The organism is Pseudoalteromonas sp. L23 (genome assembly GCF_021728455.1).
Classification (GTDB): Bacteria; Pseudomonadota; Gammaproteobacteria; order Enterobacterales; family Alteromonadaceae; genus Pseudoalteromonas.
On the sequence record NZ_JAKKCW010000004.1, the window covers coordinates 200478 to 221607 of the forward strand.

Here is a 21130-nt window from a genome sequence, read left to right on the forward strand (position 1 = left end):
CAGTTAAGCTACAGCAATGTGGCTTTTTTCTGTCATTAAGGTCAGAAATTCGCGTTGTGGTAGCGGCTTTGAATAGTAATAACCCTGACCAAAATCACATCCAGCCTGTTTTAATAGCTGATGCTGAGTCGCGGTCTCAACGCCTTCAGCGATGACTTTTAAGCCTAGGCGGTGAGCCATCAAAATAATGGTTTCACATAGGGTTAAATCGTCTGCATTGGTTGCAATGCCATCGACGAAGCGTTTATCAATTTTCACAAAGTGACAATCTAATTGTTTTAGATACGCGAGTGATGAGTAACCCGTGCCAAAGTCATCTAACGCAAATTGAAAACCTTGCTGCTTTAAGCGTTCAACTCGTTGTTTAGTGCGGCTATCATTGTGCATCATCATTCCCTCCGTAACTTCTAAAACCACGTGTTCAGGGGGGATCGCAAGCGTTGTGAGTTTGTCACTCCAGCTTGCTAAGGTGCAATTTTTAGCGGCAAATTGGACCGGTGACACATTGATGCTAATTTGTGTTGTATGGCCTAAGTGCTGTAGTTGCGTCAACGTGTCAATAGACTGCGAAAATGCTAAATCGCCAATATGATGAATGAGCTGGGTTTCTTCGGCTAACGGAATAAACTCAGCGGGACTCACCATACCTTGCTCTGGGTGTCGCCAGCGGATCAAGGCCTCGGCTTTGGCGACGCGATTATCGTCAAGTGATACGATAGGCTGGTAGTGCATTTCAAATTGATTGTTATGCAGTGCAGTACGAATACCTTTGAGCATGTGCATTCTAGATTCTGCGACTTTGCGTAAAGCGTCATCAAAAATCACATAGCCGTTACGACCTTGCTGCTTTGCTCGATACATTGCTTGATCGGCAGCCTTTAATAGGGCTTCTGCACCATTACCATCTGTTGGTGCGGTGGCAATCCCCATACTTGCAGTGATATGGCATTGCTCATCTTGGATCTCAAAAGGCTGTTTGAATGCGGACTGGATCTGAGCTGCTAGTGCTTTGCACTTTGCTTTATGTTCGTCATCCTCCAACACAAAGACAAACTCATCACCTCCAATGCGGGATAAAAACGCATGCGGAGCCATACTCTTTAAACGTTGTGCGACTAACTTCAAGAGTAAGTCGCCGTAATAATGGCCTAATGTGTCGTTAATATCTTTAAAATTGTCGAGATCGAGTAATAACACGGCGGTTTGTTGTTGTCCGCTGGCAACCTGTTTTTTTAAGTGTTTTTTAAGTCCCACACGATTATGAAGATCGGTTAATTCGTCAAAATGTGCTTGTTTCCAGATCAGCGCATCTTTACGCTTTACTTCGGTAATATCGGTGAAGATCGCGACGCGGCGGTAGATCTCACGGTTGCTATCGTAAACGCTATCAATAGTCAGCCATTCGGTGTAAAGCTCGCCATTTTTCTTACGGTTGACAATCTCACCTTGCCAACGGCCGTGTTCGTTGAGCTGCTGCCACATCAATTCGTAAAAGCTACGGTCATGTTGACCCGATCCTAACATGGCAGTGGACTTACCCAGCACCTCTGAGCGTGAGTAACCAGTTACACGCGTAAAGGCAAGGTTGACGTCCAAGATAAAGCCATTGGCATCCGTGATGATCATACATTCGCTGCTATTGTTGTACACCAATGCTGCAAGGTTTAGTGCTTCTTCTTGATGCTTACGTTGGCTAATATCACGGAAAATCAACAACGCCTGTGGATGTGACTCAATGGCACATAGGCGACATTCAACCACTTGATTACTGGTTGGTGAAAACTCAAGTTGCACATAGGTTTTGTCATTCAACAGTGCAAGCTCTGCGCGGATCCGTTTATAGATATGTTCTGGGAGCAATTCCCTAAGCGTTTGTGCTTTGTCTGTGTAATCGCCATAACGAGATAAGATCTGAGCCTGTTGATCTAAGCGCACATAGCTATCGGGGAGTGCATTAATCAGGGCTTTTACAACGGCAAGTCTATGATTTGCATTGTCTTCAGCGGCTAAGCGTGTTTGCGCCATATGAGCAAAACGCTCGGCGATATGCTCAAATTCACTGGGCACTTTGGTTGCGTTAAAACGGCGATCTTGCTTGCCCGATTCAAGTTGTGCAATAGCATGCTTGAGTGCGCCTAGCGGTTTTAAAAGTTGTTGCTTTAATTGCCAATGTGTTTGCCAAAACAAAATAGACACAAGCGCCAAAAATATTCCTAGAAAGAGTGCAAAACGCTTATCTATGCTGCTCAACTGGGACTCAAAATCGAAACTAAAGTAGATTTGTAACGCTCGGTTGCTGTTATTGAGTGATTGCTTTACATACACCAAGCGATTGCCTTCTGGGGTGTTTAGTAGCGTCGCCTGTGTGCCTAAATTGCTTGGCCAAGAACTGCTAACAGCACGGCCAAGTTCTGCATTTGCTGCTGGATATTGCGCAATGATTTGCGCTTTAGCGTCGGCAATCATTACCCGAGTACCAACAGGAAGAGGCAGTTTTGCAAGGGTCTGGCTCCAATGCGTTAAGCCTTTGACCGCGACAAGCATAAATAAAAATTGTTGCTGATCATCGTAAATTGGTAGCGCGAAGTTGACTGTTGCACGCTGCATGCTGCGGTCAATTTGATACTCACCAATACTAAACTGGGCAGTGCGCATTGCGGTTTTAAAGTAACCACGATCGGCGATATTGATCTCGCGTTGATCTGCTTGATGCGTAGTACAAAGTACATTCCCTTGTGCGTCAACTATGCCAAGGTTAGCTAGGTTGGGGCTGAGCAGCATCGCGTGATAAAGCAGCGGCGGGCATTTGCCGTGCTCTACCGTAAGATGATCGATACGGGTCGACAGTTGCTGTAAGACTTGTTCTGTATCTGCGAGCTCTACCTGCTGGATCGCCGCAACTTGTTTGGCGTAATGCAGCGCCTGTTGTGACTGTTGTGTTAATGCCTGCTGACGTTGCTCACATAATAGAAATAAAATAATGATCAGACATGGCAAGCACAGTAGAACGAGTAAGCGATAAAATCGAAACTGTATTGAAGATTTCAGAATAATCCCACCTATGGAGCTGATCAGAGAGCGCGAATGATACCGAATCAAGTTAGGACAACCAAGCAAATTTGCATAAATAATTCAGCTGCAAAAGCATCACTGAGCAAGGGCTAACAGATAGAATTTTTAATTTCTAAATTGAAAGTATGATGTGATTATCCGGTCAAAAAAAATGGCATTTTTTCATCTCTCCACTTTTTTCCACAAAATTCATGATCTTCCACAAATCCCGCGATTTTTCTGGCTTTCAAAGGCGTTAAAGGTACCGACTGAGCTTGACAAAAGTGCTTGTCAAGCCCTAGACTGTTCTTCTGTGGTAAAAAGTGGGTTTTAGTGGATCAAACTGGATCAACTAACTTAGAAATAGGATCACGCATGTTTCGAGGTGCAAGTTCGCTAGCTTTGGATGACAAAGGGCGTTTTGCGGTGCCGACTAAGTACCGTCAACCGCTGCTGTCTGAAGATCAGGGAACCGTTATTTGTACTATTGCGATCAACGAACCGTGCTTATGGCTCTACCCACTCTCCGAATGGCTAGAAATTGAGACCAAACTAAGTCGCATCTCTAACACCAATCCCAGGGTGAGACGCTGGCAACGGATGTTGCTAGGTCATGCTACAGAATACCAACTAGACAAAAATGGCCGGATTTTACTGGCGCCTTCATTGCGGTCCCATGCGCAATTAGGCAAAAAGATTATGCTAGTTGGGCTACTCAATAAATTTGAAATTTGGGACGAAGAACGCTGGTATCAGCAAATGCAGGCAGATACCGAAATTGAACACTCAGGAAACTTTGAGGAAAGCCCTGAACTGGAAAACTTTTCCTTGTAGGGGTAAACAAATTAATGAGCGAAGAGTTTAAGCATATTTCGGTATTAATGACCGAAACCCTAGATGCCCTAGCAATTAACCCTGAAGGTATATATATCGATGGGACGTTTGGTCGTGGTGGGCATTCAGGTGAAATCCTCAAAAGGTTGTCGACTGGGCGTTTACAAGCCATAGATCAAGACCCTCAAGCGATTAAAGCGGCTGAAAAGTTTGCTGATGATACACGTTTCTCTATAGCGCGAAGCCGCTTCTCGCAAATTAAATCTGTCGCGGAACAAGCCGGTATCTTAGGTCAGGTTGATGGCATCTTGTTGGACATTGGTGTGTCTTCACCTCAGCTTGATGATGCAGACCGTGGCTTTAGCTTTATGAAAGACGGGCCACTGGATATGCGTATGGATCCCGACTCAGGTCGCAGCGCTGCACAGTGGCTAGCTGAAGCAGAGCTTGAAGAAATGGTGTTTGTGATCAAAAAGTATGGCGAAGAAAAGTTTGCCACTCGTATTGCTCGTAAAGTCATTGAAGTACGTGAGCACACCGCGATTACAACGACGGCGCAATTAGCACAACTGATAGATGAAGCTGTGCCTGTCAAGGACAAACATAAGCATCCTGCAACTCGTACTTTCCAAGCTATTCGTATTTATATTAACAGCGAGTTAGAAGAAATTCAGACTGCATTGCAAGCGTCACTTGAGGTGTTAAAACCTGGTGGTCGGTTAGTGGTGATCTCGTTTCATTCTCTAGAAGATCGCATTGTAAAGCAGTTTATCAAGAAGCAGAGTAAGGGAGAGGCGATACCCAGAGGTCTGCCTTTAACGGATGAACAACTTAAACAAAATCTCACCTTAAAGGCAGTGGGTAAAGCCATTAAGCCTAGCGATGCAGAGATTGCACAAAATCCACGCTCGCGAAGCTCAGTATTAAGAGTGGCGGAGAAGCTCTAATGAATGCAAGTAAGCAACGTCAACCAAATCTATTTGTAGAAATAGGCTATTACATCATTGCTAATAAGTTGACGGCATTCTTGCTACTTACGATTTTGATTTCTGCACTCGCGGTAGTGCAAATTACCCATTTAACTCGCCAGCAATTGATACAGCAGGATGAGCTATTACAACAGCGCGATGAGTTAGACCTACAATGGCGTTACCTCGTTGTGGAAGAAGAGTTTTACTCTCAGCATGCAAGGATAGAAGAGATAGCCAAGATGCAGTTAGAGATGAAACGCCCAACCAGTAAAGATGAACAGGTGATTGTGCTGCCATGAATAAACAAAAGCAAAAAACTCAATCTATTATCACCTGGCGCTTTGCTCTAGTTTGCGGCGTGATGCTCACCGTTTTTATGACGCTTGTTGCACGCGCTGCATTTTTGCAAGTAATTGAGCCTGATAAGGCAATTGAAGAAAATGATAAGCGCACCGTACGGGTTGAGAAACTCAATGTCCAACGAGGCATGATCTTCGACCGCAATGGCAAAGAGCTGGCAGTGAGTGTGCCGGTTGTGAGCGTTTATGCAGATCCCCTTGCCATTGACAAGGCACTGGCCAAAAAAGTGTTACGTAAAGCCCGTAAAGAAGGTGAAGATTACAAAGCGTTAGAGCAAAACGACGCTGAGATGAAAATACGGAAACAAGCTTGGTACGATGATGAGCTCAGGTGGAAAGAGCTTGCGGACGTGCTCAGACTTAAACCAGAAAATGTCGATGAACGGCTTAGGGGAGACCCAAGCCGTCGTTTTGTCTATTTGAAGCGTCAAGTGACGGCGGTTGTTGCCAACTATATTCGTCAAATGCGCCTGCCGGGCGTGCACTTGCTTGACGAGTCCAAACGTTTTTACCCAAGCGGCGAAGTAACAGCGCACATGATTGGTGTAACCGATATTGATGGCAAAGGTATTGAAGGCGTCGAGCGTATGTTCGACTCTGCATTAACCGGTACGGCTGGTAAACGCACCATTCGAAAAGATGCGCAAGGTCGTGAAGTACAAGTACTTTCAGAAGAACAGCGTGTCGAGCCAGAAGATGTTTACCTGAGTATTGATTTACGGATCCAAGCCATTGCCTACCGCGCGTTAAAGTCGGCGGTACTGAGCTATAAAGCTACCTCTGGTTCGGCGATAGTTGTTGATGTACACACTGGCGAAATTTTAGCTTTGGTGAATAGCCCAAGCTTTAATCCTAACGATCTAAGTACTGCCGCACCTTATAAACGTCGCAATCGTGCTATGACTGACCTATTTGAACCCGGTTCAACCTTAAAGCCTTTAGCGGTATTGGCTGGTTTAAATTATGGTGCAGTTAAGGCAACAGACACGATAGATACTTATCCGGGCTGGATGAACTTAAGCGGTGGCTTAGTGAAAGACACTCGCAACAATGGTGAGCTGAGCTTAAGAGAGATCCTTAAAATCTCCAGTAACATGGGAGTTGCGAAGATCTCGCAGATGCTGCCAAAAGAGTATTTTATCAATCTATACCAACAAGTGGGTTTTGGTGAGCCAACGGGCTCAAACATGATTGGTGAAAGCGCAGGTCTATTTTATCCAAACCGCCGTTGGTCTAATTTTGAAATCGCAACACTCTCTTATGGTTATGCGGTATCAGTAAGCACCGCACAAATGGCAAGACTTTACGCCATGTTTGGAGCCGGTGGTATCTTGCGACCACTTACAATAGTGAAGCAGGATGAAATTCCTGAAGGTAAGCGTATTTTTAGCGAGCAAGATACGCATGCTGTGGTAGAGATGATGGAATCTGTGTTCGAACGTGGTGGTACCGCTCGTAATGTTAAAGTTGATGGTTATCGTGCCGCTGGTAAAACAGGTACTTCAGAAAAAGCCGTGGCGGGTGGCTATGGTGATGAGTACGTTGGTTACTTTGCGGGCGTTGCACCAGTAAGCGACCCAAGGCTTGCGGTTGTGGTGATGGTCAATGAACCAGCGGGAGACGTTTACTATGGCGGTCAAACCGCAGGACCTGCTTTTGCTGAAATCATGTCTAATGCATTGAGAATTCTAAACGTAGCACCTGATAAAGAGCGTGTGGCTTATATTTCTGGAGCAGATAACGATGCGTGATCTGGCTCAGGTACTCAGTGATTACGGTGTCAATATTGCCCCAATTGAGGTTGAGCATCTACGTATAGATAGCCGAGCGGTTGAGCCGGGTGATTGTTTTGTTGCATTACAAGGTCATGCCCAAAACGGTGCTAAATATGCCGCCAGTGCCGTTGCGCAAGGCGCTAAATGTGTGCTTGCAGAAACGGGAAGTGAGCTTAATATTGCACCAGAGCAAGCGATTTTTATCGATAATCTTGCTGATAAGTTGGCAGCAATTGCAGCGCAGTTTTATGCATACCCGAGTAAAAAGCTCAAACTCACAGGCGTTACTGGCACCAATGGTAAATCTACCACGACAGCGATGATTGCCAATTTAGCCAGCCTAATCGGTAGTGCCGGGGCTGTGATAGGTACGCTTGGTTATGGCCAGCCAGAGAGTCTTATTCCGCTGGCAAACACCACGCCGTCAAACGTAGATTTACAACGTATTTTGGCGTTTTTACAGCAACAGTATGATCAAGTCGCGATGGAGGTCTCTTCCCATGGCTTGGTGCAAGGTCGAGTTGACGAATGCGACTTTGATGTGGCTGTTTTCACCAACTTGACGCGCGATCACTTAGATTATCACGGTGATATGCAAAGCTATGCAGAAGCTAAGAAACTGCTATTCACTCGCTGTGCGCCAAATCACAAAGTCATCAATATTGACGATGAAGTGGGTGCAAGTTGGGCCGCTGAGTTTAATGACGATACAGTGGTTGTTTACGGTCGCTGGAGTGAAAAAAATAGCTACCAACAATATGTATTCTTTGATGCCGTGTCGGCACACCCAAATGGTTTGACGGCGACATTAAAAACCAGCTGGGGTGAATGTGAAGTCAGTGTGCCACTGTATGGTGAGTTTAATCTTTATAATTTAGCTGCTGCGATTGCGACTTTACTATTGCAAGGCACAAGTCTTGAAGCATTAAGCGAAGCTTGCAGCCAGCTCGCGCCAGTTGCAGGCCGCATGCAGCCATTTAGTGCCCCTGAAAAGCCTACGTGTATTGTTGATTATGCCCATACCCCAGACGCTTTGGCACTTGCACTACAAGCCTTGCGAGCACATGTTCCGGGCAATCTTATCTGTGTGTTTGGTTGCGGTGGTGATAGAGATAAAGGTAAGCGTCCTGAAATGGCGCGAGCTGCAGAGAAATATGCAGATAAACTGGTGATCACCAGTGATAATCCACGAAGCGAAGATCCCAATTTAATCATTGACGACGTTAAGGCAGGACTCATCCACCCTGAGTATGCTGTCTGCCAGCCAGATAGAGGGCTAGCCATTCAACACGCGATAGACCTAGCTGATGAAAACAGCGTGGTGCTGATTGCGGGGAAAGGGCACGAGGATTATCAAATCATAGGTACTGAGCGCATTGATTTTTGTGATAGGCAATGCGTTGCAGCGATTTTACGAGGGGAAAAGGCATGATCAAGATGGATTTTTCTTGGCTTGCAGCAGTCTTAAAAACCCCTTACGACGGGGAGAATTTGGCAGTCGCCAATATTAATACTGATACCAGAACAATACAGTCTGGAGAGGTATTTCTAGCACTTAAAGGGCCTAACTTTGACGGCCACCGTTTCTTGGGTGTGGCCAAAGCACACGGTGCTATCGCAGCTATTGTGTCTGAGCACGATGAAGATATCGATTTACCACAGTTTGTTGTTACAGATACGCGCATTGCTTTAGGCCAAATTGGCCGAGCAGTGATTGAAACTGTCGCCCCTAAAACCATTGCAATTACCGGCAGTGTCGGTAAAACCACAGTGAAAGAAATGTGTGCGGCGATTTTGGCGCAAAAAGGCAAAGTCCTTGCGACGAAAGGTAATTTTAATAACGACATCGGGGTACCGTTGACGTTATTGCGCTTAAGTGAAGATGATGAATATGCGGTGATAGAACTCGGCGCTAACCACTTGGGTGAAATTGCTTATACCACTGCATTAGTAAGTCCAGACGTGGCGACAGTATGTAACGTCGCACCAGCCCACATCGAAGGGTTTGGTTCAATTGATGGCGTAGGAAAAGCGAAAGGTGAGATTTTCTCAGGCCTAAAAGCTGACGGTGTCGCAGTCATCAATGCGGATAGCGATTATGCTCAGATGTGGCAGGAAAGCTTAGCTGTTTCTAAAGTGAAACGTTATAGCTTAAATGCTCAGCTTGATATTTGGGTGGAAGCAATTGAGTTGGATGAGCTAGCTCGCCCTACCTTCACGCTATGTCTGGGAGAAGAGCGTACCACCATTAGTTTACCGCTTAGTGGCCAGCACAACGTTGGCAATGCGTTGATTGCGGCTGCATTGACAACCGAGCTTGGCGCAAGCTTAAGTGAGGTGGCAACGGGTCTTGGAAAAATGGCTGAAGTAAAGGGCCGTGTCAACATGATCCAAGTCTCGGACACGTTGCGTGTCGTCGATGACACCTACAATGCAAACGTGAAATCTGTCAACGCGGCGATTGATTTACTGGCGTCTATGTCTGGCTATAAAGTATTGGCGTTGGGTGATATGGCAGAACTGGGTGAAGATGCTCGCGAATATCACCGTGAAGTCGGCGAGTATGCTAAGCAGCAAGGCATTGATGAATTGTTTTCATTGGGGGTGCTGAGTAGCAGCGCTAGCAATGTATTTGAAAAGCCAAATCGTCATTTCTCGACTCGCGAGAACTTAATGAAGGCGTTACGGGTTGTATTGGCCGAGCAATCAGGACAATGCACCGTTATCGTTAAAGGATCACGTAGTGCGCGGATGGAACTGCTCGTTGAAGAATTAGTAAACGCTGGCCAGTCGGATAGCGAGACAGGAGAAGTATCATGTTAGTTTGGCTAGCCGAGTATCTTACCCAATATTATTCTGGGTTTAACGTATTTTCTTACCTTACGTTGAGGGCGATTTTAGGCATTTTAACGGCCTTAATGATTTCGTTGTATTTTGGCCCTAAACTCATCGCTGCATTACAGCGCATGCAGATTGGTCAGACCGTACGTGATGATGGCCCTGAATCGCACTTGTCTAAGTCGGGTACCCCAACTATGGGTGGACTGTTAATTCTGGCTGCGATCTTTACCAGTACGCTACTGTGGGGCGACCTTAGCAACAAATATGTATGGGTGACGTTATTTGTCATTGGCAGCTTAGGTATTGTTGGGTTTGTGGATGATTACCGCAAGGTGATCAGAAAAGACAGTAAAGGCCTAATTGCACGTTGGAAATACTTTTGGCAGTCGGTTATTGCGATATCTACGGCGGCATTTTTGTACTTTACGTCTACCAGCGCTGCGGAAACCACGCTAGTCGTGCCATTTTTGAAAGATGTATTACCACAACTTGGTTTGTTCTATTTGGTCATGAGTTACTTTGTGATTGTGGGTACGTCAAACGCAGTTAACCTGACTGATGGTTTGGATGGTCTTGCCATTGTTCCGACCATTTTGGTTGCCTCAGCACTCGCGATTATTGCTTACGTTACTGGTAACGCGAATTTCTCAAGCTACCTGCATATTCCTCATTTACCACTCACGAGTGAACTGGTTGTGGTATGTACGGCGATTGTTGGTGCAGGCCTTGGTTTCTTATGGTTTAACACCTATCCGGCACAAGTTTTTATGGGCGATGTGGGTTCATTGGCGTTGGGTGGTGCACTCGGGATCATCGCTATTTTAGTACGCCAAGAGTTAGTGCTTATCATTATGGGCGGTGTATTTGTGATGGAGGCATTATCCGTGATTTTACAGGTAGGGTCTTACAAACTCAGAGGTCAGCGGATCTTTAGAATGGCCCCGATTCACCACCATTACGAATTAAAAGGATGGCCTGAGCCGCGCGTGATAGTCCGTTTTTGGATCATCTCGATTATCTTGGTTTTGGCCGGTCTTGCGACGTTGAAGATTAGATAATGACGTATATTGAGCAATTACAGAAAAAACATGTCACGGTACTGGGACTTGGAGTCACAGGACAGGGGATTGTGCGTTTTCTGCTGTCGCACGGTATAAATCCAAAAGTGGTTGATAGTCGTCCAGTACCTCCGGGCTCGGACTGGCTAAGTCACAACGCACCTGAATGTGAAGCGGTATTTGGCAATCTTGCTGATGCCGCTTTGGCGCAAACGGATCTGATTATCATCAGCCCAGGGATCCCGTTATTTGAACAAAGCGTTGCCGCTGCCATTGCCGAAGGCGTTGAAGTCATCGGCGATATTGAGCTATTTGCACGCCTCAATACCCGTCCAGTGATTGCCGTTACGGGCTCTAACGGTAAGTCCACCGTTGTTACGCTCGCGACAGAAGTATTGAAAGCCGCTGGCTTAAAAGTTGGGCTTGGCGGCAATATTGGCACGTCTGTGCTGTCGTTGTTAGAGCAGCCGCATGATGTTTATGTGCTTGAGCTGTCTAGTTTTCAGCTTGAAACCACTCATAGCTTGGCTTGTTTGTCGGCAATGATCCTCAATATTACTGAAGATCACATGGATCGCTATCCTGATTTTCAAGCTTATATTGAAGCGAAGCAACGTATTTACCAGCATGTTGAACATATTGTCTTTAATGCTGAAGATCATTATACCTTTGCGCAGCATGGGCAAGGCTGCAGTGTATCTCTCACTGAGGGGGATTATCACTTAATGACCTTTGACGGTGAGGCGTATTTCGCACACAAACAAACACCACTGCTAGCGGTAAAAACGTTGGCGATGGTGGGGCGACATAATCAATTTAACGCCTTGGCGGTATTAGCATTATTAGCGCCGATGCAATTGCCTATGCAGGTATTTGCCAGCGCGTTTGCGAGTTTCACGGGGTTACCTCATCGTTGTCAGTTGGTTGCCGATGTTGCTGGGGTTCGTTACTTCAACGATTCGAAGGCAACGAATGTTGGCTCGACGGTCGCCGCTATTGATTCTTTAGCTTCAGGTCGCAAAAATATTATTTTGATCGTGGGTGGTGATGCGAAAGGGGCAGATCTTTCACCACTCAAGACGCCACTCACTACGCATTGCAAAGCGCTATTTTGTTTCGGACAAGACGGCGCACAGTTTATGCCACTGCTGCGCAATAGCCATCAAGTCAACAATTTGGAAGAAGCCGTGTTGGCGGCAAAAACGATAGCGACTAATGGTGATATTGTATTATTAGCACCAGCCTGCGCCAGCATAGACATGTATCCAAACTATATGGCGCGTGGGGATGAGTTCGTCCGTTTAGTGGGGGAACATGCTTGATTAACGTCGCTGATATCAAAGAGGCGCTAACGCCTCGCCAGTCCGAGAGCTTATTTGACGTACCTTTGATGTACTGCATGCTCATGCTTATTGGAGTGGGATTTGTGATGGTGACAAGTGCTTCTATGCCGGTTGCCGAGCGACTATTTGATAACCCTTTTCACTTTACCATTCGCCACGTTATCTTTTTAGTGGGCTCGTTTATTCTCTTTTGGTTCGCGACAAGTGTGCCAATGACTTGGTGGAAACGCAGTAATCCATATTTGCTGCTTTTTGGCTTGGTACTGTTAGTGGCGGTACTCATTATTGGTCGCGAAGTAAATGGTGCAAGACGCTGGATCCCGCTTGGTCCTTTTGGTTTGCAAGTAGCAGAGGCATCTAAGCTATTTTTCTTCAGCTATATTGCCGGCTACTTGGTACGTAAACGCGATGAAGTACAAGAAAACATCAAAGGCTTCGCCAAGCCAATGATTGTGTTTGCGGTGTATGCGTTCTTAATTTTGATGCAACCAGATTTAGGTACTGTGGTGGTCATGTTTGTGACGACCGTTGGCCTGTTGTTTTTAGCCGGTGCAAGGCTTTGGCAGTTTTTTACCTTAATGCTTACCGGTGTCTCTTTGGTGGTACTGCTTATCATCATTGAGCCATATCGTATGAAGCGTGTCGTGGGCTTTTTAAACCCTTGGGAAGATCCATTTGGCGCCGGTTATCAATTGGTACAATCCCTAATGGCATACGGCCAAGGTGGCTGGTTTGGTCAAGGCTTGGGTAATAGCATACAAAAGCTACAGTATTTGCCGGAAGCACATAATGACTTTATTTTTGCTGTAATAGCGGAAGAGCTGGGCTTTATTGGGGTATTTAGCATTATTATTGTACTCGGCGTATTGGTTACTCGAGCGCTTTTTATCGGGCAAAAGGCCCTTAAAGCAGGTAAAGAATACGAAGGGTATTTTGCCTTGGGCATTGGTATTTGGTTTGCCTTTCAGGCAGTCGTTAATATTGGTGCGAGCGCTGGCATTTTACCCACTAAAGGTTTAACACTGCCATTTGTTTCTTACGGTGGCTCTAGCCTTTGGGTGATGACAATCGCGGCAGGCATTCTACAACGTATAGATTTTGAGACAAAAATGTCGACAAGGCAGGCAACATCCCGTGGAGGTAGGCGATGACAAAACGTCTTCTAGTGGTCGCGGGCGGTACAGGTGGACATATTTTTCCAGGTATTGCAGTGGCACAATTTTTACAGGCGCAGGCTTGGCAAGTGAGCTGGGTTGGCACTGCGGACCGAATGGAAGCCGATGTGGTGCCGCGTTACGGTTTTGAAATTGATTTTATTGCCATGAAAGGCGTCCGTGGTAACGGGGTCAAACGATTACTAACCGCACCATTTATGGTTTTAAAAGCGATACTTGCAGCAAAGCGTATTTTACAACAGCGCAAACCTGATGTGGTGTTAGCCATGGGCGGTTATGTAACTGGCCCTGTAGGTGTTGCTGCGAAACTGCTTGGGATCCCTTTGGTGATCCATGAGCAAAATGCGGTTGCGGGTATGAGCAATAAGTTGCTGGCGAAAATTGCAAGTCGCGTATTAGCGGGTTTTCCCGGCGCATTCAATGAAAAGCTCGCTCAGGTTGTGGGGAATCCGGTACGTGCAAGTGTTGCTGAGATTAGCGATAAACCCGTTTCAGTGCCGTTAAATCTATTAATTGTCGGTGGTTCATTGGGAGCAAAAGCACTGAATGAAACCGTGCCAGAAGGACTCAAGTTACTAAAGCTACAGGTGGCCAGTATCGGATTAAATATTCGCCATCAAAGCGGTAAACATAACCAAGACGATACACAACAACGATATGAAAGTGCAGGCATTAATGCTGAGGTCAGCGAGTTCATTCATGATATGGATGCCGCATACGCTTGGGCTGACTTGGTTATTTGCCGTGCCGGTGCGCTTACCGTGAGTGAAATAGCCGCAGCTGGGAAAACGGCGATTTTTGTGCCTTTCCCACATGCCGTTGACGATCACCAGACGGCTAACGCGCAATTTTTAGTGTCGGCTGGGGCTGCTTATATATTACAGCAAACTGCACTGACGCCAGAAACGCTAGCAACGACACTGCAGCCACTTGTTATTGAGCCGCAAAAAATTGCGACCATGGCAGCAAAAGCGAGACAATGCGGTAAGTCGGAGGCAACAGCGAAAGTTGCCCAAATTTGTACAGAATTATCGAACTAGGATATTAAATGGAAGCTTCAAGCAGAAGAGCAATGCGACGTATCAACACCATCCACTTTATCGGGATTGGTGGTGCTGGTATGGGTGGGATTGCAGAAGTGCTGGCCTTTGAAGGTTACCGAATTACAGGCTCAGATATCGCCAAAAGTACGATGACAGAGCGATTAACAAATATGGGCGCCGAGATCTTTATCGGCCACCAAGCTGAAAATGTAAAAATGGCCGATGTGGTTGTGGTATCGAGTGCAATCAACGACCAAAACCCAGAGATCCAAGCGGCGAAGGCAAACCGTACGCCAATCGTTCGTCGCGCCGAAATGCTCGCCGAGTTGATGCGCTTTCGTCACGGGATTGCGGTAGCTGGAACACATGGTAAGACCACAACGACGAGCCTGATTGCGAGTATTTTTGCGCGGGCTGAGCTGGATCCAACCTTTATTATCGGTGGCTTGCTCAATAGTGCTGGTAGTAATGCCAAAGTGGGCAGCAGTGAATACCTTATCGCAGAAGCGGATGAGAGTGATGCATCGTTTTTGCATTTGCAGCCGATGGTGTCGGTGGTAACAAATATCGAAGAAGACCACATGGATACTTACGAGGGTGACTTCGAAAAAATGAAAGACACCTACATCGAGTTTATCCATAACTTACCATTTTATGGTCTGGCGGTGGTGTGTATCGATTCGCCAGTCGTGAGAGAATTATTGCCACGCTTTGCAAGGCCGACAATCACGTATGGTGAGGCTAACGATGCGGATTATCAGTTATTGGACTTCAAGCAAACACAAAGTGAATCACACTTTAAAGTCAGAACCAAAGACGGTGAGTTACTTGAAGTGAAGCTAAATATGCCAGGTAAGCACAACGCATTGAATGCGCTGGCATCTATTGCGGTTGCAAAAGATCACAATATTGAAAACGAAGCGATTTATCAGGCGTTAGCCAACTTTGAAGGGGTAGGACGTCGCTTCCAGCATTACGGCTCATTCAATAATGAAGTGGGTGAGGTGATGCTGGTTGATGATTATGGTCACCATCCGTCTGAAGTTGCGATGACGATAAAAGCCGCTAAGTCTGGTTGGCCTGATAAGCGTTTGGTTATGATTTATCAGCCACATCGCTATAGTCGAACACGCGATTTATATGAAGATTTCGTAAAAGTGCTTTGCGATGTTGATAAACTACTGCTGTTGGATGTATATAGTGCCGGTGAAGCGCCTATCGTTGGTGCGGATAGTAAAAGTTTGTGCCGTAGTCTCCGTCAACGTGGCGTTGAGCCGATCCATATCAGTGACCATGGTGAATTGGCGAAAGTGTTGGCAAGCACCATGGAAGATGGTGATTTAGTGTTGACGCAAGGGGCCGGCAATATAGGTCAAATCGTGAAGCAGTTAGCCGCCACCGGGCTATCGATAGCGCAGTTAAAACAGAGTGAATTATGAGTAGTCAGTTTGGAAAAGTAGCCGTATTACTTGGCGGTAGTTCAGCAGAGCGAGAGGTGTCGCTAAAGTCTGGTAATGCAGTGCTAAATGCCTTCGTTAATCAAGGTATAGATGCGATTGCTTTTGATCCAGCAGAACGTAATTTATGGCAACTTAAAGACCTAGGTGTGGATCGCGTATTCATTGCACTGCATGGCCGTGGCGGTGAAGATGGTACTATTCAAGGTGCGCTTGAGTTTATGGGAATACCATATACAGGAAGCGGTGTACTTGGTAGTGCGCTTGCGATGGATAAAGTCCGCTGTAAGCATCTATTTCAGTCTGCCAAGTTAAGTACGGCACCTTATGCTGTCGTAAGCAAAGAGACGGGTTTTGATGCTAAGGCGCTAATCGCTGAGTTTGGCAAAGTCATGGTAAAGCCAAGTCACGAAGGCTCAAGCATAGGTATGGCTCAGGCAGACAGCGAAGAAACCCTGACTGCGGCATTAAATAATGCCTTTAAGTTTGACGATCAAGTTCTCGTTGAACAATGGATCACTGGACGTGAGTTTACCGTGTCTATGCTTGGTAAAGAGGCATTGCCTGTTATTGAAATGCGTACGCCTCGTGGCTTTTACGATTATGAAGCGAAATACCAAGTCAACAGTACCGAGTATTATTGTCCGGCGGATATTAGCGCTGCACACACTGAGCAATTACAAGTGATGGCAAAGCACGCTTTTGAATTGGTTGGTGCCACTGGTTGGGGACGTGTTGACGCCATGCAAGATGAGCAAGGTCATTTCTATCTACTCGAGGTAAATACTGTACCTGGTATGACTGAAAAGTCGTTGGTGCCGATGGCAGCAAAAGCAACGGGTGTAAGTTTTGAACAATTAGTTGTTCGCATTTTGGAGCAAACGCTTTAATATGCGAGCATTTTTGGCAGGGTTGAAGCTGATCGGTTCAAGAGTGAACTGGCCCCTTTTTTGGGGACTTGGCTTCTTCTTTGTGGTGATTTTTACATTGGTAAGAGGAACATACTGGGTAAGTGATTGGTTAGTTGCACATCATGATGCGCAAATAAAAACACTCAAAGTGCTCGGTAAACCGCATTATACCAATGAAGATGACATTGTGGCGGCAATTAAAACCGCAGATTTAAATAGTTTTTTTGAGCTTGATGTAAAAGCAGTCCACAAGGCGGTAAAGTCTTTGCCTTGGATTGCGACAGTGTCAGTCAGAAAACAATGGCCGGATACGCTGCAAGTCTATGTAGTGGAACATCAGCCGGTTGCGCATTGGAATAGCGATTCATTACTCAATGATGATGGCGAAGTATTCCAAGCGAGTAGTAACAAATTGCCGCAAGGGCTGCCTGAATTATATGGCCCTGAAGGAAGTGCTGAAGAAGCATGGCAAACATTTAAGCAGTTTAAAGCCTTGTTGGCGGTAAATCAGTTTACGTTGGAAAGTTTAGCGCTTTCAGAACGATTTGCTTGGCAGCTATGGCTGGACAATGGGATCCGCTTAAATTTAGGGCGTGAAGATAAAGCCAAACGAGTACAACGTTTTATCGACGTGTATCCACGTATGGAACGCCCTGAAGGTAAAGTAATCGATGTCATTGATTTACGCTACGACACGGGACTGGCAGTGAGTTGGAAAGAACCTACTGAGCAGCAAGAACAACAAAATAACAAGAGTGAAGCATGACAAAGTCGGCAGAAAGAAACTTAGTGATTGGATTAGATGTTGGCACATCAAAGGTCGTCGCCACAGTTGGGGAGATCACTGTGGACAATCAACTTAGTATTGTCGGTGTCGGACGCCAAGAGTCTCACGGCATGGATAAGGGCGGGGTAAACGATTTAGACCTCGTTTCTGAGTCTATTAAACGCGCTGTAGATGAAGCAGAGCTAATGGCCGATTGCAGAATAAGCTCGGTTTATTTGGGGATCTCAGGCAAACATATTCAGTGTCAAAACGAAAGTGGCGTGGTGGCAATAAACAATGCTGAAGTCACAGACGATGATATTGCCAATGTTATTCACATTGCACGTTCTGTGCCTATGTCTGCCGAACGCAAAATGCTGCACTCATTGCCGCAAGAATATAGCATCGACATGCAAGAGGGGATCAAAAACCCTCTGGGTATGAGTGGCGTAAGGATGGAAGCGAAAGCACATATCATTACGTGTTCGAATGACATGGCAAAGAATATTGAAAAGTGTGTTGAACGCTGTGGTTTACAGGTAGACCAATTAACGTTTAACGCCTTGGCGTCATGTTACTCAGTGTTGACTGAAGATGAAAAAGAGCTAGGTGTTGCGGTATTAGATATCGGTGGTGGCACCATGGATATTGCGATTTATGTGAATGGAGCGTTGCGTCATACTGCCGTGATCCCAGTTGCGGGCAATCAGGTCACAGGCGATATAGCAAAAATATTTAGAACACCTATTTCGCATGCCGAGTCTCTGAAAGTACAATATGCCTTCGCGTCGAGCCAAATGGCATCAAGTGAAGAAACCATCGAAGTACCAAGTGTTGGTGGGCGTCCTGCTCGGGTAATGTCTCGTCATACTTTGTCTGAAGTGGTAGAGCCAAGATTTAGAGAACTGTTTGAGCTTGCACAAGAAGAATTACGTCGCTCAGGTTTTGAAGATCAAATTGCGGCAGGTCTTGTTATCACAGGCGGTAGCGCCAAGATGCAAGGTGCACAAGAAGTCGCAGAAGATATATTCCAAATGCCAGTAAGAATAGGGAAACCAATTGGCATTAAGGGATTAACAGATTATGTGGATGACCCTGCATATGCAACGGCGGTAGGTTTGTTACAATACGGCCGTTCACTACAATCGATGAATGCACAGAAGTCGAAAGTAGATGCAGAGGGGAGTTGGTGGAACCGTGTTACAAAATGGTTCCAAGGCGAGTTTTAATACTCAAGTCGGAGAGTGAAGATGTTTGATATTATGGAACAGCACAGCGAAGAAGCTGTCATTAAAGTCATCGGTGTCGGTGGCGGCGGCGGTAACGCCGTAGAGCACATGGTAAACCAAGAAATTGAAGGCGTACGTTTTATCGTAGCGAATACTGACGCACAAGCGTTACGCCGTTCGTCTGCGGATATTACCGTACAGCTGGGTACTCAGATTACCTCAGGTCTTGGAGCTGGCGCAAACCCAGAAGTGGGCCGCAGCGCAGCAGAAGAAGATCTAGAAACCATCAAGAGCAGCCTTGAAGGCGCAGACATGGTATTTATCGCAGCCGGTATGGGCGGCGGTACAGGTACCGGTGCCGCACCTGTTGTTGCACGCGCAGCAAAAGAACTAGGTATTTTGACTGTGGCTGTAGTAACGCGTCCTTTCGATCTCGAGGGTAAAAAGCGCATGGCTGCGGCTGAGCAAGGTATTGCTGAGTTGTCAGAAATTGTAGATTCACTTATTACAATTCCAAACAACAAATTGCTTAAAGTTCTTGGTAAAGGGACTACACTGCTAGATGCCTTCGCAAAAGCAAATGACGTGCTTTATGGCGCGGTACAAGGTATTGCAGAGTTGATCACACGTTCAGGTCTAATCAACGTTGACTTTGCGGATGTGAGAACTGTAATGTCAGCAATGGGTACTGCAATGATGGGGACGGCTTCGGCAACAGGTCCTGATCGTGCACAAGAAGCAGCGGAAGCCGCGATTTCTAGCCCGCTTTTAGAAGATGTTGATCTAACTGGCGCGAAAGGCATTTTGGTGAATATCACTGCTGGCATGGACATTACTATCGAAGAATTTGAGGTCGTTGGTAACCATGTTAAAGCGTTAGCGTCTGAGAACGCGACTGTGGTAGTGGGTGCTGTTATTGACCCTGAAATGAGCGAAGAGCTTAGAGTGACCGTGGTTGCTACAGGCTTAGGTGGTGACCGTCGTCCGCAATTTGGTATTGTAGACAATAGCTTTAGACAAGCCTCAGGCTCAGATGCGGTAGGTGGCACACAAACTAGCTCACAAACGAGCATGTATGTGCCAAGCTTTACACAGCCACAAACGTCAGCGGCAGAACCGGAGCAACCAACTGAAGCGCCAGCACCACAAGTGCAAGAACAGAAGCCACAACAAGCTTCTAGTTCAGCAAGCGCAAAAGGCAACGACAGTAAAGAAAAAGGTGACTACTTCGATATTCCGGCTTTTTTACGTAAGCAGTCAGACTAAAGTTTGTATAAAAAATAAACAAAGATTGGCAGTTTGGTGGAACTATGTTATACTCCGCCGCCTATCTAGAATTTAAGTGGGCGAATATATGATTAAACAACGTACGATTGCACAAGTCGTTAAAGCCACAGGTGTAGGTTTACACAAAGGTGAAAAGGTCACGATCACTCTCCGACCAGCTGGTGTGAATACAGGTGTTGTATTTCGCCGCGTTGATCTAGACCCTGTTGTTGATTTTGAAACAACACCGGAAGCTGTGGGCGACACGCAACTGTGTACGTGTTTAACAAATAAAGACGGCGTTCGCTTGTCTACTACCGAGCATTTGATTGCCGCGGTAGCTGCGCTTGGGATTGATAACCTCATCGTAGAGTTAGACAGCGCCGAAGTGCCTATTATGGATGGCAGTGCATTGCCATTCATCTACTTAATTCAAAAAGGCGGTATTGAAGAGCAAAACGCTGCCAAGCGCTTTATTCGCATCAAAGAAAAAGTGCGTGTTGAAGATGGCGACAAGTGGGCTGAAATTGAGCCTTACGATGGTTTCCACATCGACTTTGAAATCGACTTCAATCACCCTGCGATCAATGCTAGCCGCCAACGTATTGGATTAGACATTACCGCTCAAAGCTTTACGGAAGAGATCAGTCGTGCTCGTACTTTTGGTTTTATGCGTGATATCGAATACATGCATGCAAACAACCTAGCCTTAGGTGGCAGCATGGATAATGCGGTTGTTTTAGACCAGTTTAAAGTATTAAATCCTGATGGCCTGCGCTATGCGGATGAGTTTGTTAAACACAAGATCTTAGACTGTGTGGGTGATATGTTTATGGCAGGTCACAACATTTTAGGTAAGATCTCATGCTATAAATCAGGCCACGGCCTAAACAATATGTTGCTTCGTGAAATCATGGCAACTGAGTCAGCGTGGGAGTGGGCAACGTTCGAAGAGCCAGTCAGTATGCCAGCACCAGGAATGGAAGCGGGTATCAATACCGCAACGGCATGAGACTTTTAGGCTAATACAGTTTGATAAAAAATGACGCTA

The 21130-nt window shown here is 46.1% G+C and carries 17 protein-coding genes; 16 read left to right on the forward strand and 1 reads right to left on the reverse strand.

Annotation, left to right across the window (positions count from 1 at the left end):
- Nucleotides 1–3: 3 nt before the first annotated feature.
- Complete coding sequence (locus tag L3V43_RS09610) at nt 4–3099, reverse strand: EAL domain-containing protein (RefSeq protein WP_237116459.1); 3096 nt, start codon at nt 3097–3099, stop codon at nt 4–6.
- Nucleotides 3100–3426: 327 nt separating this feature from the next.
- On the opposite strand from L3V43_RS09610, the gene mraZ reads away from it, so the two are divergent.
- The 16 genes from mraZ to lpxC all read left to right on the forward strand — a co-directional run bounded on the left by mraZ (nt 3427) and on the right by lpxC (nt 21091).
- Nucleotides 3427–3885, forward strand: a complete 459-nt coding sequence (gene mraZ, locus L3V43_RS09615; protein WP_010368661.1) for a division/cell wall cluster transcriptional repressor MraZ — start codon at nt 3427–3429, stop codon at nt 3883–3885.
- A gap of 14 nt (nt 3886–3899) precedes the next feature.
- Entirely contained in the window at nt 3900–4832 is a 933-nt protein-coding gene (gene rsmH, locus L3V43_RS09620; protein ID WP_039494187.1) for a 16S rRNA (cytosine(1402)-N(4))-methyltransferase RsmH, read from the forward strand.
- Nucleotides 4832–5155 carry a cell division protein FtsL gene (gene ftsL / locus L3V43_RS09625; protein WP_010368658.1) on the forward strand — a complete coding sequence of 108 codons (324 nt, stop codon included), beginning with the start codon at nt 4832–4834 and terminating at the stop codon, nt 5153–5155. Before rsmH ends, ftsL begins: the two co-directional genes overlap by 1 nt.
- Entirely contained in the window at nt 5152–6966 is a 1815-nt protein-coding gene (locus L3V43_RS09630) for a penicillin-binding transpeptidase domain-containing protein (RefSeq protein ID WP_237116460.1), read from the forward strand. Before ftsL ends, L3V43_RS09630 begins: the two co-directional genes overlap by 4 nt.
- Nucleotides 6959–8422 (forward strand): UDP-N-acetylmuramoyl-L-alanyl-D-glutamate--2,6-diaminopimelate ligase, encoded by a 1464-nt coding sequence (gene murE / locus L3V43_RS09635; RefSeq protein ID WP_237116461.1) that lies wholly within the window; start codon nt 6959–6961, stop codon nt 8420–8422. The genes L3V43_RS09630 and murE overlap by 8 nt, the downstream gene beginning before the upstream one ends.
- The gene (gene murF, locus L3V43_RS09640; RefSeq protein WP_102056076.1) at nt 8419–9813 is read left to right on the forward strand and encodes a UDP-N-acetylmuramoyl-tripeptide--D-alanyl-D-alanine ligase; all 1395 of its coding nucleotides are present in this window, start codon (nt 8419–8421) and stop codon (nt 9811–9813) included. The genes murE and murF overlap by 4 nt, the downstream gene beginning before the upstream one ends.
- Nucleotides 9807–10889: a phospho-N-acetylmuramoyl-pentapeptide-transferase gene (gene mraY / locus L3V43_RS09645; RefSeq protein ID WP_010368649.1), complete on the forward strand. Its 1083-nt coding sequence runs from the start codon at nt 9807–9809 to the stop codon at nt 10887–10889. Before murF ends, mraY begins: the two co-directional genes overlap by 7 nt.
- Nucleotides 10889–12211 carry a UDP-N-acetylmuramoyl-L-alanine--D-glutamate ligase gene (gene murD, locus L3V43_RS09650; protein WP_237116462.1) on the forward strand — a complete coding sequence of 441 codons (1323 nt, stop codon included), beginning with the start codon at nt 10889–10891 and terminating at the stop codon, nt 12209–12211. Before mraY ends, murD begins: the two co-directional genes overlap by 1 nt.
- The gene (gene ftsW / locus L3V43_RS09655; RefSeq protein WP_010368646.1) at nt 12208–13383 is read left to right on the forward strand and encodes a cell division protein FtsW; all 1176 of its coding nucleotides are present in this window, start codon (nt 12208–12210) and stop codon (nt 13381–13383) included. Before murD ends, ftsW begins: the two co-directional genes overlap by 4 nt.
- Nucleotides 13380–14447: an undecaprenyldiphospho-muramoylpentapeptide beta-N-acetylglucosaminyltransferase gene (murG, locus tag L3V43_RS09660; protein ID WP_010605802.1), complete on the forward strand. Its 1068-nt coding sequence runs from the start codon at nt 13380–13382 to the stop codon at nt 14445–14447. Before ftsW ends, murG begins: the two co-directional genes overlap by 4 nt.
- A gap of 8 nt (nt 14448–14455) precedes the next feature.
- A complete protein-coding gene (murC, locus tag L3V43_RS09665) occupies nt 14456–15889 on the forward strand; it encodes a UDP-N-acetylmuramate--L-alanine ligase (protein WP_235366800.1) in 1434 nt (477 codons plus the stop codon).
- Nucleotides 15886–16797 (forward strand): D-alanine--D-alanine ligase, encoded by a 912-nt coding sequence (locus tag L3V43_RS09670; RefSeq protein WP_010605800.1) that lies wholly within the window; start codon nt 15886–15888, stop codon nt 16795–16797. Before murC ends, L3V43_RS09670 begins: the two co-directional genes overlap by 4 nt.
- A gap of 1 nt (nt 16798) precedes the next feature.
- Entirely contained in the window at nt 16799–17584 is a 786-nt protein-coding gene (locus L3V43_RS09675; RefSeq protein ID WP_010605799.1) for a cell division protein FtsQ/DivIB, read from the forward strand.
- Nucleotides 17581–18813 (forward strand): cell division protein FtsA, encoded by a 1233-nt coding sequence (ftsA, locus tag L3V43_RS09680; protein WP_010605798.1) that lies wholly within the window; start codon nt 17581–17583, stop codon nt 18811–18813. The genes L3V43_RS09675 and ftsA overlap by 4 nt, the downstream gene beginning before the upstream one ends.
- A 21-nt stretch (nt 18814–18834) precedes the next feature.
- The gene (gene ftsZ, locus L3V43_RS09685) at nt 18835–20079 is read left to right on the forward strand and encodes a cell division protein FtsZ (RefSeq protein WP_010605797.1); all 1245 of its coding nucleotides are present in this window, start codon (nt 18835–18837) and stop codon (nt 20077–20079) included.
- A gap of 88 nt (nt 20080–20167) precedes the next feature.
- A complete protein-coding gene (gene lpxC / locus L3V43_RS09690) occupies nt 20168–21091 on the forward strand; it encodes a UDP-3-O-acyl-N-acetylglucosamine deacetylase (RefSeq protein ID WP_010368639.1) in 924 nt (307 codons plus the stop codon).
- Nucleotides 21092–21130 lie beyond the last annotated feature (39 nt).